The sequence below is a fragment of the Aeromonas sp. 2HA2 genome (assembly GCF_029237345.1).
Classification (GTDB): Bacteria; Pseudomonadota; Gammaproteobacteria; order Enterobacterales; family Aeromonadaceae; genus Aeromonas; species Aeromonas salmonicida.
Genome location: NZ_JAACGB010000007.1, coordinates 26,694 through 42,982 on the forward strand (window position 1 = coordinate 26,694; position 16,289 = coordinate 42,982).

At 52.9% G+C, this 16,289-nt stretch carries 11 protein-coding genes; 9 read left to right on the top strand and 2 right to left on the bottom strand.

The features are described from left to right. Positions 1 to 556: 556 nt before the first annotated feature. The 3 genes from GWQ29_RS11045 to GWQ29_RS11055 all read left to right on the top strand — a co-directional run bounded on the left by GWQ29_RS11045 (position 557) and on the right by GWQ29_RS11055 (position 5,460). Complete coding sequence (locus GWQ29_RS11045) at positions 557 to 1,198, top strand: response regulator transcription factor (protein WP_021139305.1); 642 nt, start codon at positions 557 to 559, stop codon at positions 1,196 to 1,198. Between the two features lie 85 nt (positions 1,199 to 1,283). Next, positions 1,284 to 4,829 (top strand): transporter substrate-binding domain-containing protein, encoded by a 3,546-nt coding sequence (locus GWQ29_RS11050; RefSeq protein WP_275919428.1) that lies wholly within the window; start codon positions 1,284 to 1,286, stop codon positions 4,827 to 4,829. Further along, complete coding sequence (locus GWQ29_RS11055; RefSeq protein WP_275919429.1) at positions 4,819 to 5,460, top strand: hypothetical protein; 642 nt, start codon at positions 4,819 to 4,821, stop codon at positions 5,458 to 5,460. The genes GWQ29_RS11050 and GWQ29_RS11055 overlap by 11 nt, the downstream gene beginning before the upstream one ends. Before the next feature lie 24 nt (positions 5,461 to 5,484). On the opposite strand, the gene GWQ29_RS11060 is transcribed toward GWQ29_RS11055, so the two are convergent. Next, the gene (locus GWQ29_RS11060) at positions 5,485 to 5,700 is read right to left on the bottom strand and encodes a hypothetical protein (protein WP_021139308.1); all 216 of its coding nucleotides are present in this window, start codon (positions 5,698 to 5,700) and stop codon (positions 5,485 to 5,487) included. A gap of 276 nt (positions 5,701 to 5,976) precedes the next feature. Here GWQ29_RS11060 and GWQ29_RS11065 point away from each other — a divergent pair, with 276 nt between their 5' ends. Beyond that, on the top strand, positions 5,977 to 6,882 hold the full coding sequence (locus tag GWQ29_RS11065) for a PhzF family phenazine biosynthesis protein (protein WP_275919430.1): 906 nt from the start codon (positions 5,977 to 5,979) through the stop codon (positions 6,880 to 6,882). 61 nt (positions 6,883 to 6,943) lie between these two features. On the opposite strand, the gene GWQ29_RS11070 is transcribed toward GWQ29_RS11065, so the two are convergent. Continuing rightward, positions 6,944 to 8,251 carry an alpha/beta hydrolase gene (locus GWQ29_RS11070; RefSeq protein ID WP_275919431.1) on the bottom strand — a complete coding sequence of 436 codons (1,308 nt, stop codon included), beginning with the start codon at positions 8,249 to 8,251 and terminating at the stop codon, positions 6,944 to 6,946. Between the two features lie 280 nt (positions 8,252 to 8,531). Between GWQ29_RS11070 and GWQ29_RS11075 the strand changes: the two genes are divergently transcribed. From GWQ29_RS11075 to GWQ29_RS11095, 5 genes are all read left to right on the top strand, one after another. Further along, on the top strand, positions 8,532 to 9,530 hold the full coding sequence (locus tag GWQ29_RS11075) for a Wadjet anti-phage system protein JetD domain-containing protein (RefSeq protein ID WP_275919432.1): 999 nt from the start codon (positions 8,532 to 8,534) through the stop codon (positions 9,528 to 9,530). Between the two features lie 702 nt (positions 9,531 to 10,232). Further along, positions 10,233 to 10,373 carry a TIGR02808 family protein gene (locus tag GWQ29_RS11080; RefSeq protein WP_005301193.1) on the top strand — a complete coding sequence of 47 codons (141 nt, stop codon included), beginning with the start codon at positions 10,233 to 10,235 and terminating at the stop codon, positions 10,371 to 10,373. Positions 10,374 to 10,662: 289 nt separating this feature from the next. Then, positions 10,663 to 11,220 carry a YaeQ family protein gene (locus tag GWQ29_RS11085; RefSeq protein WP_275919433.1) on the top strand — a complete coding sequence of 186 codons (558 nt, stop codon included), beginning with the start codon at positions 10,663 to 10,665 and terminating at the stop codon, positions 11,218 to 11,220. A gap of 12 nt (positions 11,221 to 11,232) precedes the next feature. Then, positions 11,233 to 12,117, top strand: coding sequence for an AEC family transporter (locus GWQ29_RS11090; RefSeq protein ID WP_275919434.1), 885 nt, complete (start codon positions 11,233 to 11,235; stop codon positions 12,115 to 12,117). 818 nt (positions 12,118 to 12,935) lie between these two features. Continuing rightward, a complete protein-coding gene (locus tag GWQ29_RS11095; protein ID WP_275919435.1) occupies positions 12,936 to 16,154 on the top strand; it encodes an ExeM/NucH family extracellular endonuclease in 3,219 nt (1,072 codons plus the stop codon). Positions 16,155 to 16,289 lie beyond the last annotated feature (135 nt).

Below are 16,289 nucleotides of genomic sequence, written 5' to 3' on the forward strand. Positions count from 1 at the left end.
GGAGTCAGTAACTGTACGTAATACACAACGTGTCCGTGAATCCATATATTAAGTGCAATACATTATCTCGCTGTTAGTAAATACTAAATTTACCTGCCATTGTAGTCTGGGGAAGTTGCTACCTGATCGCTGGTTAGGGGAGCAACAACAAGCATCACAACACATGGTCCCTTTCTCTGCGGAAGGTGACCGTGTGTCTCCGCGTTGTGCTGTATTGATGACAATGTGTGCCAGCATTTCCCCTCAAGTACCTGTTGCTTGTTGTTGTTTGTTGAAATAAAAGACTCATATGATTTTGGATGAATCACTTGGGTTGTTTATATCAATTAACTCAACTATATTGGCTATATGTACCAATCAAATGCCTTTTAACCCTCTTTTATGTATTGTTATTGCGCGTCTGGCGCGGTAGCCTGTGTGACCTTTTCAGCCATCCGTCAGTGTTCATTCTCTGCATACGATCGAAATGGAGTTTGACACATCGGCATCAATGAATACTTTCACTATATGACTGTTGGATGGCCGTAGAGAAGAGCCACAGATAATGAGGTGTAATATGAACGAGAAATTCCGTTGCTTGGTCGTTGATGATCATCCTGCCATCCGCTTTGCTCTAACCGATACATTGCGTCGTGCAGGGGCGGAGGTAGTGGCTGAGACCGGCTGTGGCCAAGAGGCGCTGCGACTAATCCGTTCTTTGAGCTTGGATATTGTTCTGCTCGACCTGGATATACCGGGGATGGATGGTCTGACGTTGTTGGAGCAAATCCGTCCATATAAGTACCCATGCAAGGTGATCGTACTCTCAGGCTCTGATAGCCAGTACCTGGCTGCGAGAGTACGTGCTGCTGGCGGCTGTGGGTATATTCATAAGTCTGAGTCGCTTGAGTTACTCCCCATGGTGATAAAACTCGTTCAATCAGGCTATCCCTATTTCACTGAGGCTGCGATTAGCCTCTGTGATGGTAATGCTTGCGACCTCGATACATTGAGCTCACTTTCGGGCAGAGAGTTTTCTGTTTTTCAAGCTTTGGCTAAAGGTGATAGTAATTGCAAAATATCTGCAGACCTCAACCTAAGCCCAAAAACAATCAGTACATACAAGAAGCGAATTTTTGAAAAACTACAGATAAGTAATATTGCTGAATTGATTGAAATAGCTAGAGCTGAAACAAACAAGACCAATGATGATGCTTAAATAGCGTTATGATGCAATAGCAATTGCGGTGTCAATTTCTGGGTTTATTTATTGTATCTTGATAAGAATATAAAATGGAGGGAGGATGAAAAAATACAAATATATCACCATCTTGTTATGTATGCTTTCCACATTTTATGTCAATGCGGAGGTATTGGCATTGAGTCAAAGAACCATTTCAGAAACTAGTGAACCCAGCTTTGGACTTGATTATATAAAGAATTTTAAACAAAACCTGTCTTCGAGCGAGTTAACTTGGTTGGCGCAGCGCGAGAGCATAGTTGTCGGTATTGTCAAACCCTTCACCCCTCCTTTTGAAGTGATTACATCAGATAACAAGTTGGAAGGTATAAGCGCGGATATATTAAGTGTCCTTGCAAAGTTAACCGGAAAAAATGTAACCATTAAAATATTTGAGTCGCAGCAACAAGCGTTATCAGCGATTGAAAATAGAAGTGTTGATATCCTTAATATTTCATCATTATTACCTGATGCTAGCACTAAAAAAGTTGGACTGTTCAGTTCAAATGTCATGTTGGATAATTGTGCGTATCTTGCAAGCATAAAGTCTATTAGTGCCAATGTTAACGAGCCAAAAATAGCTTATGAGTCAGGTGGAATGGATGTTGACTCATTAGCTTCTGCATATCCAAAGGCAATGTTGATACCATTCGAAAATATTACTGATGCTTATGATGCTGTTGTTTTTGGCAAGGCTGATGCAGTTGTTGGTAGTATCAGCTCACTTACATATCTCAATAAAAGCCGCCTCAATGGCCTCCCTGTAAAGGAACGCACTAAAATAAGTTGTGCACCGCTTCAGTTTTTTATAGCAGGTCACAATCCACCATTGAAAAAAATCATTGATAGGCTGATATCTGAAATGCAAAAAAGTTCTCTCATGGGCTTGACTGCACTGAGGTGGCGTGGTGGGAGCTATAAAGTTTCTGACAAATTATTAAAGAGATTAAGCCCAGTAGCTGATGCATGGTTAACTAGTGAGCCGGTTGTTCGTGTTGGTTTGATACCGAATGATTTTCCATATTCATTTATTGATCCAACAAGGCAGTGGCAGGGCATCATTATAGATGTGCTGAATAATGTGAGATATGCAAGTGGCTTGTCATTTGATTTTATATCATATGACAGCTCTGAAGCGCTAGATAAAGCAATGTCGTCAAGTCATATAGATATGATAGGTAATACCCTGTCAGATATACATTCAGCTGAGACTCTACACTCTATTTATTACAATAAAGATGATTTCTTGGTGTTGCTTTCAACTGTAGGTGAAATAAAAAAAACAAACAGAGTGGTTATATCTAAAAAATATTTAGATATACTGAATTCATGGTCAGGTATTCAATATGAAAACATTATTGCACTCAATAATGACAGGGAGGTAATGCAATACTTTGAGGATGGAAATAGTGATTTTGCGATTGTACCTCAGTATTTAGCTGACTATTATGCTTCTTTGAGTCAACGATCATATAAAGTCATTGAGCGAGTGGGGCCACCGACTCTGCCGCGTGCTTTTTCTATGAAAGAAAATGACAAACCGCTGTTGGAAGTCATGAATTCAGCAATGGCCTCTATTTCACCATCAGCATTATCTGATATTGCTTACTTTTGGAGGGTAACTCCGCTTCCAAAGATAGGGTTTTATGCTCAGTATGCAGACAAAATTAAAGTGTTAGCAGGCATAGTACTGCCCCTTCTACTTGCATATATATTATATTCCTACCGAATACATCATGAACTAAGTACCAGAAAAAAATTGGAAAAAGTGCTGCTAGGTCAACTTGATTTGATGCAAAGCCTGTTGGATGGGTTACCTCATCCAGTGACATTGATCAATGCTGATGGTACTGTGATATATAGTAATAAAGCGTTTTTAACGGCCGTAGGATATGCAAAAGCGTGTACAAAAGGGGCGAATTTATTCAGTTTCTTTAGTGATGACGATGATTTTTTAAATGTAGTAGGTAAAGTTGTCAGGGATATGGGAATTGTGGTAAGAGATAATAAGGTAAATATAACAGGCTCTCTTATAGATATTCAAGAATGGTTTATTCCTTATCATAATATATATGACGACTCTACGGGGGTGCTTTGGGGGTGGTTTGATGTCACTTGGCGCAATGAGATATGCCGGCAACTGGAGCTCTCTAAACATGAAGCTGATCTAGCCAATCAAGCCAAGTCTGAATTCATTGCAACCATCAGCCATGAAATACGTACCCCAATAAATATTATCAATGGATTTTTGACGCTGGTGCTTGAGCGTACATCACTTTGTGATATTGATAGAGAAGAGTTGGAATACACAAAATCTGCTGCCGATGGTCTATTATGTCTGGTGGGTGATGTATTGGATGTAACAAAAATTGAGGCTGGATTATTATCGTTAGAGTTGTCACCAATAAACATTGGCGATCTCGTACGTGACGTTGTTTCCATGTTCTCAACTATGGCCAAAGAAAAGAGTTTAAATCTAGTCTTGAAGAGTGAGCTGGATAACTGTCTGATTCAACTTGATCCACTTAGGACCAAACAGATACTGTTTAACTTGATTGGAAATGCAGTTAAGTTTACCCATGAAGGCACTATCATGGTTTCTGCCTGGAAGACTAATAATAGAATCAATATAAGTGTTCAGGATTCTGGTATTGGAATTGATAGTGATAAGTTAGCCGATCTATTTAAACCTTTTGTTCAGGTTCATGGTGAATCTAGCTACCAAGGCTCCGGCTTGGGGTTGAATATTACCAAGCGACTCTGTGAATTGATGGGAGGTGATGTTGCGATCTCGAGTGAAATAGGTAAGGGGACAGAAGTTAACATTGTTCTGCCTTATCAGCCTGTTGACATGGCAGCATTGCCAGTCAAGCACAAGGCGCCAGAGAAATCAGGAAGTATTATTTTTCCTGCTAGCGTACATTTGTTGATTATTGATGATCACCCTGTAAATCTAATTCTGCTGCGACGTAGGCTGACATCTTTAGGGTTTGAGAACATTCATGAGGCCGACAATGGTTGGCAAGCGTTAGAAATTGTAAAATCAGAGGAAATTCATATCATTATAACCGATTGTCAGATGTTGGGCATGGATGGTTTCACTCTGGTTAAAGCGTTGAGGCAATACGAGGTTGATTCTGGCTGTACTCGACATATTATTTTGGGTTTGACTGCCTCCGGTATTATTCAGGACAGAGAGAAAGGAATGGCGGCAGGAATGGATGCCTGTATGTTCAAGCCCATAGATAATAACGCGCTATACGGTGAGCTAATGGCACACCTTGATCACCTGGAACTTGCAGAGTTAAAAAGTACGAGTGCCGATAATAATCATCTGCTTAAGAGCGCCTCATTTGTTGAAATGCTGCAAGAGTTAACAATGGCAGATCTTGTCTTGGCTCGCAACGCTTATGTGGACAATGATATCGATATGTTTTCTATGTTGATTCATAGAATTAAAGGGGTTTTCTTGATGGTCAGACATGATGAAATAGTTAATTGCTGTAAAGAAATCGAGGCTCATCTGATGGACGATACTCATAAACAGCAGATAATAGACTGTCTGGACCATATTAAAGCATTGATGAAGCATATCGAAAATGAAAGTTAATTATAGTTTTTTGCTTTGTTATATATTTTATTTCATGTCATTTGGTGTTAGTTCAGTACTTGCTAATGATGGCACTTTATCTATTCAAAGCTATGAGCAGGAGAATAAACTATTACTACTCAACGTGGTAGCCCCACAGGGGGAAGGCCAACTCTTTTTACAATCAAATGGGCTTTTGACCGAGTTGGATAGATTTTCCAAAGTAGGTGACTTTCTGCTGAAAGTATATCTTCCCTGTGAGAATGTCAGTAAGGGTGATTCGATATATTATCGGTTTGGTAATACACCTCCGTTGCATGTATCTCTTGATAGCATCAAGTGCTCAAATAATAAAAACTCGTATGTTATGCCGAGAATATTGCATCAACAAGGACTGTGTTTTGTTGACCATAAAGGAACAACCCTATGGCGTGTTGGTACTGTATTAAATGAGATGAATGGATTTACTATTTACCAAAATATGTATGGGGTATATCTAACCAATAAAAGTAGTTTTATTAAAGGGGAACTATCTAAAATGACGTCAGATGTTCTCCGATGTCCATCAGTGGCATTGCTTTCAACTATCGATGCGCAGCATGCAAAGGCGATGTTTCATGAGTACGAAGACTTTCGAAAAAGTAGTCAGTAATAGCATGCCGCTGCTCGTACGTGTCTAGTTATAACCAGGTTCTGGGGGGAGCCTCACCCCCTTGTCCAGATAGAGGCTGCTGTAGTGGGCTCGGTGGGTGACAAACATCACCTGATGGCGGCTGCCATCGGAGAGGATAATAAAGTCCCCCGCCTGGGCCGGGCTCTGCAGGCGGATCTCCTGCTCGGGGGCCGTCAACTTGTCGACCTCCTCCTTGAAGGTGAGGGTGTAAGAATACATAGGGTTCTCCACGGCAAGACCTATACAGACACGCACCTCAAGGTTAGTTGCCAGCACCCGGATCCGCGGCGCCCAAGCGACACCTGTCCGCCATTTAATTTAACGGGTAAGCTTGGCGTGTTTCTCTTGTGAATGGGGTCGTTGGTCAGGTCTGCAAGAGGCTCTGTCTTGGGGCTGCATAAATGGTCAAGCATGGGTGCTGACCTTTTCAGCATGAAAGCAGCCAGTATGAAGTCGTCACTATGTAAACAAGCAGCATGAGAACAAGGAGTGATCATGAAGGAGCTAGCCTCCCCGTTGGAGCCCGAGTTGGTGCGTATCGCCGCCTTTTCTGATGGGCTGCAAGGGGGCAACCCTGCCGGTGTCTGGATTGGCGCCAGCTTGCCTGGCGCACACGAGATGCAGCATATTGCCGCTGAAGTGGGATTTTCGGAAACCGCTTTCGCTGCACCCATGTCAACGCCCTTGCCCCAAGGCGCACAGGCAGTTGAGCCAACCGCCGAGCTGCGGGAATGGCGGGTACGGTACTTTTCTCCCGAGGCCGAGGTACCATTCTGTGGCCATGCCACCATAGCCCTCGGCGTGGCATTGGCGCAGCGCTTTGGGGAAGGGGAGTATGGATTGCACCTCAATCAGGCGGTGATCAAGGTATCGGGCTGGCTGGATGGGGAAGGGCACTGGCAGGCCGCCCTGCAATCGCCGCCGACTCACAGCAAACCGGCCCCGGCCGAACTGGTGGCCGCCGCATTGGATCTCTTCGGTTACACGCCCGCGGATCTGGATCCCCGTATTCCACCCGCTCTCATTCATGGCGGCGCCGATCATCTGGTGCTGGCCCTGAACAGCCGTGCCGCCCTTGCGGCCATGGAGTATGAGCTGGAGCAGGGGCGCACCTTGATGCGAAGGGAAGGGCTGGTGACCATACTGTTGGCCCATGCCGCCCGTGAGCAGCTGTTTCACACCCGTAATCCCTTTGCTTATGGCGGCGTCTACGAAGATCCAGCCACCGGCGCGGCGACGGCTGCTTTTGCCGGTTATCTGCGCGATATCCATTGGCCCCATGGCGGCATCATAGATCTCTTTCAGGGAGAGGATATGGGCATGGCGTCACACCTGCACGCCGAGATCCCGGCCGAACCCGGCAGCTCAATCAGGGTCTTCGGCCGTGCCCGCTTGATGTGACCGACATGCAATGAAACATCCGCCAGCTGGCGGATTTTTCATTATGGGGGCGGATGTCAGCTTATTGAGCAAGGGGAACTGCTTGTGCATTCCTCTCTGACTGGCTGCCATCCTCTGCTTGTTGGTGAAGAGGCGTGAGCCAGTGCAGCAGTTGACGAGTCACCTGGGGGCTGCCAAGCAGGGCCATATGGCTGGTGCGATAGGCAATCCAGCAGTGTGATGGCGCAAATGCCAGCTGGTGGCGGGCTTCCTTGTGCTGCCCAAGGGCACTGCGCAGGGGGACAAGGCCATCGCCGATCAATCTATCTGCCAACAGATTGCGTTTGGCGGCCGTCGTGGCGGCTATCGCAAAGCAGACGACGCCTGCTGGCAGGGGCAAAGGCGGGCGCGGATCCGTTGACGCTGTATCGCGGGTATGGTCTTGGTCGTCGAGCAGGGGGCCGTGGCGCAGATCCTTGATACCCGCACTGCGCAGCCGTGCCAGCCTGACAAACGGCTCAGTGTAGGCGGTGGCAGGCAGCAGTTGTTCCAGCCAGTGACCCGCGTGTTCAAGGGGGGCCCCATGATGGGGGGTCCCCAGAAACACCAGGTTTTTCAGGACGCCAGGCCAGCTCGCCTCGCTCTGACTGGCATAGTGACAGGCGCTGCGGATCACCAGCCCGCCCATGCTGTAGGCCAGCACGCTTATCTCGCTGATGTGGCCGGGCCAGTGAGTCACCAGCTGCGCCAGCTGGCTCGCCAGTTCCCGCCCGTTTTGCGAAATCGGCAGCCCTGAGTTGTAGCGCAGATAGACGGGCACATAACCCAGGGTGCTGGCCAGTATCTCCCCATGGTTGAGCGTCTGCTCTTTGTCCTTCCCCTTGGTTTGGGTTTGCCACTGCAGATCATTCATGCACAGGCCATGCACCATCAGCAGCACCCGGCTTTGACCCGCAAGTTCAGGGGGTATGGCGTGCCAGTTCAGGGGCACCCCCTGATAGCGCAGTGTCATGGGGGTGGCGAGGGCATTGTGGCTGGCGACCAGTTTGTCTCCCATCACGCCGTTGAGGGTGGCGAGCAGGGCGGCGCGTTTGGGGGTTTCGGGGATAGCTTCCTGAGCGAGCGGTACCGGCACGCGGGCGAGCACGGCATTGACGCCACTGCCGAGCTGGTCGGCCGCCCTGTGGATCCCCCGGTAGACAAAACCTGTGATGCCCCGGGTTTTCCCCTCACTCTTGCCCTTTATGCCCATGCCACTCAATACCGCCTGGTGGACAGCCTCCGTGATCTGTATTGCGGCGGGCAGGGCTTGTGTGAGCAATCTGGCCAGCTCGCGGATGTCCGACACATGCCAGGATGAAACCGGCTGCTTTTCTGTCGACTGGTTCATGAGGTGCCCTCGGGAATAGGGTGTCAACAAGGGACGCATCCCCACAGAGGCACGCGTCTGGCCAACACAGACACATCCAGCTTGCCGTGTTTGCCTCGGGTTTGCCAGTTACTCTGTGGTCGGCTCTGGTCGACCAGGCCTGTCGTGCTGCCCCAAGCAGGTGTGCGATACGGCGCCACTAGCATTGCGCATGACCATTGCTCATGCGCGAGACCGATCACGGTAATGGACGGTGAAATCACCTCTAATTACTCATATGACGCCGTAACAAGGAGCCGTGATGTCACTGTTTGATGAGAGCCGGGTACAGGATCTTTGTGCCCGCTTGCTGGACAAGCAAAACGAGAGGGGGTGTTCGTTCGATAGCAAGCATGGCCGGGAGTTGCTGGCCCTGTTGCTGGCGGTCGGCGGCGTCAAGCCGCTCGGGCGCAGCGCTCGCTATCTTCTGACTGACCCGGGGATTGACTATCTCACCAAGCAACTGGCGCAAGTGGCGCCACAACAGCCGGACAAGCGTGACAGCGTGCAGGCACTCGGGTTGACGCTGCCGTCCCCCCTCAATCAGGCCAGTTTTCATGCCCTCTGGCACGGGGATAGCAAACACCCGCGCAGTGACACTGTTCCCGACCAGGTTCCCATCGAGATTTTGCTGACGCAGGATGAGGTGATCCGCATGCGCACCCTGACCCCGCTGTCACTCATTGATCTGCACGGCCAACCGCAGGACATGACGCCGCTGATGACCTTTCTGGGGGAGCTGGCCTTGCCGGAGCGCTGTTTGTCCAGGCTGCAGGGCATAGCGTGGCAAGGGCGGCAGATAGTGACAGTGGAGAACAAGGGGGCTTTCGTGGATTACCCGCTGCAAGCCGGGGAGTTACTCATCTATGTGCCTGGCCGTAACACGTCTTTGGCAAGGCAACTGCTCCCGTTGCTGCCTTCGACCATTCCCTGGGCTCACTTTGGCGATCTGGATCAGCGGGGCCTGGATATTGCCGCCGAACTGGCCAATGCGGTCAACCGTCCCCTGTCACTCTGGTTGCCTTGCAATCTGATGGAGTACGTCCACCACTATGCTCGCCCTCTGACGCGTCGGCTGGAAGGCCAAAAGGGCAGCAGGGGAAAGACCCCCTGGCGAGGCAGTCTTGCGATGGCTCAGCCGGACCAGGTGCTGGCCGCGGTATTTATGCATCTGATTGAAAGCCGCTTGTGGCTGGAGCAAGAGGTACTGGTGACGTCCCCCTGCTGGCAGGCATGGCCAGCGGGTACGGCACAGCAATGACGCGGAAATAAAAAAACCGCCAGATAACAATCAGGCGGTTTTTTATCGTGCCGACCCTTATTTCAGGGCTTTTTTCAGCTTCTTGATCTTGCCTTCGTGCTTGGCAATTTTCTCGAGGCGAGCGGCGATTTTCTTCTTGATATCTTTCTTGCTGGCTTTGGCCATCTGTGTTGCTCCTTTTGCAGTGGTGACACCCGAGGTGTCTGTGAGTCTGTCCATTGACGTCCCAGAGTGCCACAAGGTTGCCGTCTGGGCCAAGCTCTTGTTACATAAAAGTGTGAGTGTCAGCGGTAAAATAGGTCAATACTGCACGGTTTCTGTCGGTGTATTGCTGTCGAGAAAGGCCCATTTTCGAGATGGTTTCTTGCACGTTCCTCCACTCCCAGGAGTACAAACTGGCAGTGAATCCAGTCATCCAAGGTGATCTTTACGGCAGATGTTTGATCCAAACGCCTGCTGCTGGAGCCCTTTTTCCCACTTTTCCTGCTCTGGTATGGGGGCGCACGCTGACAATGGATGGAATTGTGGCCATATTTTCCTTGGGCAAGGGCCAAATAATTGATCCAGCGCAAACTTGCCCCCTATTTATTACTTTGGTGGCATAGGACTCAGGCAACTGTTGGGTTCAAATAGCATTATCAGGAACGGGGAGATAACTCCGTCACGAAAGGGACACCCATTTCACTGGATGAAGGACACACAATGAGTCTGCTTGAACAAACCATCTGGACTGTATTGGGATACGGGGCCATGCCCTTTATCTTCCTGAGCGGGTTTGTGGCAGTGGCAGTGACCTGCTGCTTGCTGCTCAATGCCTTCGGGGTCAAGTCCGCCGAGAAGTGATCCGCTTCTTTCGTTCATACCGCCAAATGCCAGTCTTCGGACTGGCATTTGTTTTTCAAGGGTTTCCCCTTGCCAGACGGCTCAGCCTGCCATCTGGCAAGGTTGTACGAATGCCATGGGCCGGTTGCTGTTTTTTAACGCTTTTTCGGCAGTGAACCGCGGAATATCGGCCAAATGCATGGCCAAGGTGGTCGAACCTGGCGCGGATTTTGATTACACTGGCGCGCAGTTTTTCCACTCTGGATTGATCCGGTCCGGATTGACCACTTCAAGGTATCCAAGATTTTCTATGGCTCTCAAGGCAACCGTATTCAAGGCTCAACTCAGCCTGTCCGACATGGACCGCCACCAGTATCAGGACGTCTCCCTGACACTGGCCCGTCATCCCTCAGAGACCGATGAGCGCATGATGATCCGGCTGGCGGCCTTCGCCTGGCATGCTGCCGAGCGTCTGGAGTTCACCAAGGGTCTCTCTGCCGATGACGAGCCCGAGCTGTGGCGCAAGAACTATTCCGATGAGATTGAGCTCTGGATTGAGCTGGGTCAGCCGGACGAGCGTCGCCTGAAAAAAGCATGCAACCGCTCCCGTCACGTCGTGCTCTACCTCTACGGGGGCCGTGGCACCAGCGTCTGGTGGAAGCAGAATCAGGGCAAGCTCAGCCAGCACGAAAACCTCACAGTGATCGAGCTTTCCGACACACAGACACTGCCGCTCACCGCCATGGTGGCGCGCACCATGCACCTCACCTGCACCATCTCCGACGGTCAGCTCTGGGTCAGCAACGGCGAGCTGGAAGTGACGCTGGACCCCATACTGCTGATGGGGCCACCCGCCCGCGAATTGTAAACGGACCCGCTCATGTTCAGTGCGCTGCTCAATATCGTCATACCGGTGTTTGCCGTGGTGGGGCTCGGTGCCCTCTATGGTCGGTTGCGACCGGGCGGGGCCCTGGGTTACGTCAATCGGGCCAATATAGAGTTGTTCACACCGGCGCTGGTGTTTTCGGCGCTGGTCAAATATCCGCTGGCCTTGATGGCCCATCTGCCACTGATCGCGGCGGGGGTACTGGTGATCCTGTTGCCCGGACTCTTGCTCTCCCTGCTCAGGTTGAAGGAGATCAGCAGGCCGGCACTGATCCTGCCCGCCATGTTTCGAAACACAGGCAACCTCGGCATTCCGCTGATGGTGCTGGCCTTTGGCGAGCAGCAGCTCGGCGCCATCATCATATTGTTCGTGCTCTCCAACCTGCTTCACTTCTCGGTGGGCATGTTTATCCTCTCGGCCAACACTTCCCGCTGGCTCTGGCTGCGCAGCCCTGTGCTGTGGGCGGCCTTCGCCGGTTTGCTGGTGGCCAACTTGCAGATACCGTTGCCGGAATACCTGGTGACCAGCGTGACTCTGCTAGGCCAGATCTCGGTGCCGCTGATGCTGTTTGCCTTAGGTGTTCGGCTGATGGAGGGGGAACTGGACCACCTTGGCCTGGCACTCAAATGCAACCTGCTTTACCTGCTGGCTGGCGGTTTGTCATTCGGGCTGGTGGTTTGGTTGTTGCCGCTACAGGCGGAGTGGTTACCCTTGCTGATGCTGTCGGTGGCGCTGCCCCCGGCGGTGTTGAATTACATGCTGTGCGAGCAGTACCAGTGCCAGCCGGAAAAAGTGGCCAGCATAGTGCTCGGCGGCAATGCACTCTCGGTGGTGGTGATCCCCCTGGTAGTCTGGCTGGCGTTGCATCTGAACAGTTGAACACCAGTCGTTAACATGGCCCGCAGGATCTACCACCTCTGTCATTCGGGCAGAGGCGAGCAGCCATGCTTGCCGGAGCGCAACTGAGAGTAGAGTCCGAATCCTGCCAGCACCCCCGTCAATGCCAGCAGAACCATGGCACCCCACACCTCCTTGCCATAGGTGTAGCTGTAAAGACAATGGGTTTTTGCATGGTCGGTCCCCTTTTTATGAGGGCAAGGATGCAAGGGAGATCAGCATGGTACATATTCCTTCTGTAATCCAAAGATGAGGGCATGGATATTGATCGAGGAGGTGGCTATAAATTCATTTGTCATTAATAGGGCGATATTTTTCCTCGGTAAGCCGCGTAAATGTCAGATGCGGTCATGCGCCTCTGCATAGCCGTGTTTTTGTCATTGTCGTTGCTATTTCTTGCCAGATTACCCTGTTCGCTCCCGGGTGATCCCCGGCGCGAGGGTATGAAAGCCGTGATGGCACCCTGTCTTCAAGCTGCTGTTTTTGCTTCTTATGTCAGCCTGTGTCGCCATGTTCTGCGCCGCAACGAGATATTGACGGCAGCAAATGCCACAACTTGTGCGATGGCAGTCAGATGATCCGATTATCCTTTTTATCCCATTATTTCCCGTCACCAGTTCGCAACAATTTTCTGTAATTGTTAGCCAGCTCGCGGCGGTGGTGCGGCCAAACGGGCAGAGTAGGCGCGATATTGGCCAGGGGCCTATATCCGTTGTTTTTATACGTGCAATAAGGTGCTGCGGCCCGCATAACGCGGGGCGCCAATAACATATCTGCTAATAAGAAAAGGAACATTGGCTATGTCAGGAAGACACTCTCTGGTGGCGCTCGCGGTCGGGCTGGCGCTGTCAGGACAGGTACAGGCACAACTGCTGATCAGCGAATATCTGGAAGGATCCAGTAACAACAAGGCGGTGGAGCTGAGTAATCTGGGCGCGACGCCCGTCGACCTCTCTCAATACCGGCTGGCGCTCTATGCCAACGGCAAACCTCTCACCGATGCCCCCACCAATAGCCTGGCGCTGCAAGGCACCCTGGCCCCGGGCGCCAGCCTGGTGCTGGCCAATCCTTCCGCCAACGCCGAGATCCTGGCCAAGGCCAATCAGACCAGCGGCAACCTGGTGTTCAACGGTGACGATGCCCTGGTGCTCTATCGCGGCAGCGAGATAGTGGACAGCTTCGGGCAAGTGGGGGTGGATCCGGGCACGGCCTGGGTGTCCGGCAGCATCTCGACCCTGGACATGACACTGCGCCGCAAAGCCACTGTCAATCAGGGCCGGACTGATGCTGCTGGCCCCTTCAATCCGGCGCTTGAATACGTGGCTGCCCCTAAGGATGACGCCAGTGGCCTGGGTTGCAGTGGCGATGGCCCCTGCGATGGCACTCTGCCCCCGGCCTTCGTCTGCCCGGTTGATCAGCTGATACCCGTGCCCGCCATTCAGGGCACCGGCAGCAGCAGCCCGTTGGTGCCGGCCGGCAAGTTTGAATCCGAGCAGGCCTATGCCACCCGAGGTGTGGTCACTCAGGTGGTAAGCGGCCTCTACAAGGGCTTCTTCATCCAGGACCCGCAAGGGGACGGGGATCCGGCCAGCTCGGACGGCCTCTTCGTCTACAGCACCCAGGCCAACAGCGCCATAGTGCCGGGGGTCGAGGTGTGTGTTTCTGGCAAGGTGAAGGAGTACTTCAACCAGACCCAGCTCAATGCAGACCAGCTGGTGGTGACCCAGCCCATGGTGGCCTTGCTGCCGGCGGTGGATCTGGTGCCGGTGGCGGGCGAGACCCTGAACCAGCTGCTGGAGCGCCACGAGGGGATGCAGGTGCGGCTGGTGCCCGAGTCCAGCCTGGTGGTGACTCGCAACTTCAGCTTCGATTACGACGGCAAGCGCAACAACCTGGTGCTCTCTTATGGTGCGCCCCTCATCAAGTCGACCCAGAAGTTTGCTGCCCAAAGCGAGGAGGCGAGCCAGTGGGCCCTGCGCAACCAGCAAAATCAGCTGGTGGTGGAGACGGACGCCAAGACGCCGGATGGGGTGCTGCCCTGGTATCCCGCCTTCAATGCCGAAGATGGCTACCTGCGCATCGGCGACAAACTCAACGGGCTGGAGGGGGCGCTGGGTTACTCCTACAACCTGTTCCGGCTGGTGGCGAGCAACCGCATCGACAGCAGTGACATAGACCACAGCGGCTGGGACAGGGTAGAAACCCCTGAACTCGCCGAGGCAGGGGATCTGCGGGTCGCCAGCTTCAACGTGCTCAACTTCTTCACCACAGTGGTGGGCGGGGATGCCAACCCCACCGGCAGCAACCGTGGCGCCCTGACAGTGGCGGAGTTCGAGAAGCAGCGTACCAAGATCGTCAGCGCCATCACCCGCCTCAATGCCGATGTGGTGGGGCTGATGGAGATAGAGAACAACGGCTACGGCGACAACTCCGCCATCGCCAATCTGGTCGAGGCCCTCAACGCCGCTCAGCCGGATGAAGCGGATCACTACCGCTGGATAGCCTCGCAGGATGGCCAGCCCATAGGTACCGATGCCATTACGGTGGGACTCATCTACCGACCCGCCAGCGTGACGCCACAAGGTGCCGCCAGCCTCATAGTGCTGCCGGTGCAGCAGGCCGAGGCCTTGGACGCCAGCGGCAAGCCGGTTGCCATCAATCAGGGCATGCGCGAATCCCTGTTACAGCAATTCAGCTCACCCAAGGGGGATGCGCCCCTGACCCTGGTGGTCAACCACCTCAAGTCCAAGGGTTCCGCCTGCTTCGAAGATTACCCCGACTATGCCAGCGCCGATCCGCTGGATGGTCAGGGTCACTGCAACGCGCTGCGGGTCTCCGCCGCCAAGGTGTTGGGGGAGAGCCTCAAGGACATGAGCGGGGATCTGCTGCTCATCGGCGACCTGAACGCCTATGGCATGGAGGACCCCATCCGGGTGCTGACCAGCTATGATCCTGCCGCGCAGCCGCGCCAGATCATGAGCGCCTCCTTCACCACGCTGGCGGGCCAGCCTTTCGAGGAGAGCGGCAACGCCCTTGGCAAGGGGTATGGTTTTGTGAACCTCAATACCCGCTTCCATGGCACCGACACCTACTCCTACAGCTATGAAGGTGAGCTTGGCAATCTGGATCACGCCCTGGCCAACCCCAGCCTGGCAGCCAAGGTGATCGGTATCGAGGATTGGCACATCAACTCCGCCGAGAGCAACTTCTTTGAGTACGGCAGCAAGTACACAGGCCAGCTGGCCAAATCGGACGGCCCCTTCAGCGCCTCGGATCACGATCCCGTGCTGGTGGCTATCCAGTATCCGCTGCCGCCTGCCGGGGTGATCAGTCTGGACAGCGCGGCCGCCAGCGTGGAGGAGGGCAGCGCCCTGAGCCTCACCGTCAGCCGCCGCGATGGCAGCCATGGCGAGGCCAGCGTGCACTTCCGCATCGTCTTTGGCAGCGCCGATGCCAATGATGTGGCGCCACTGAGCGGCACCCTGAATTGGGCAGCCGGCCAGAGTGACAGCCAGACCATCAGCATCCCGGTAAAGAGCGACACCCTGCGCGAGGGGGATGAGACCTTCACTCTGGAACTGTTCGATGCGAGCGGCGCTGCGCTGGGTGAGCAGAGCCAGACTCTGGTGACTATCAAGGACAAGCTGGCGCCGTCCACCATTGCGCTGGCCCGCGCCACCATGACGGTGAACGAGGGGCAGTGGTTTGCCGAGATCCCAGTGGTGCGCAGCGGCGATCTGAGCAAGCCGGCCCGTGCCCAGTTGGGCCTTGAGGGGATCACGGCGCGCTGGGGACTGGATTTCCTGCCCTGGTTCAGTCAGTCGGTGAGCTGGGCCGCCGGTGAGGGGGGCAGCAAGTCCATCAAGGTGCTGATCCTGGACGACTGGTTTGTCGAGTCCACAGAGCAGTTCAAGGTGAGTCTGCGGCAGGTGCAGGGGGGCAAACCGGGCGTCGTGCAGGAAACCCTGGTCGATATCAAGGATAACGACAAGTCCTGGTGGCCGTTTGGTCGCCATTGATTGAAAAAGGATGAGCAAGGGGCCTGCGGGCCCCTTTTTGCTGGCCTTTTGACTGGCAAGGATGCGTGCAAGACGATCCTTGCCGGCAGTTGCCACCTTCTGAATTCAGGCTGCTGGCGTGTCCGATGCCTTGCT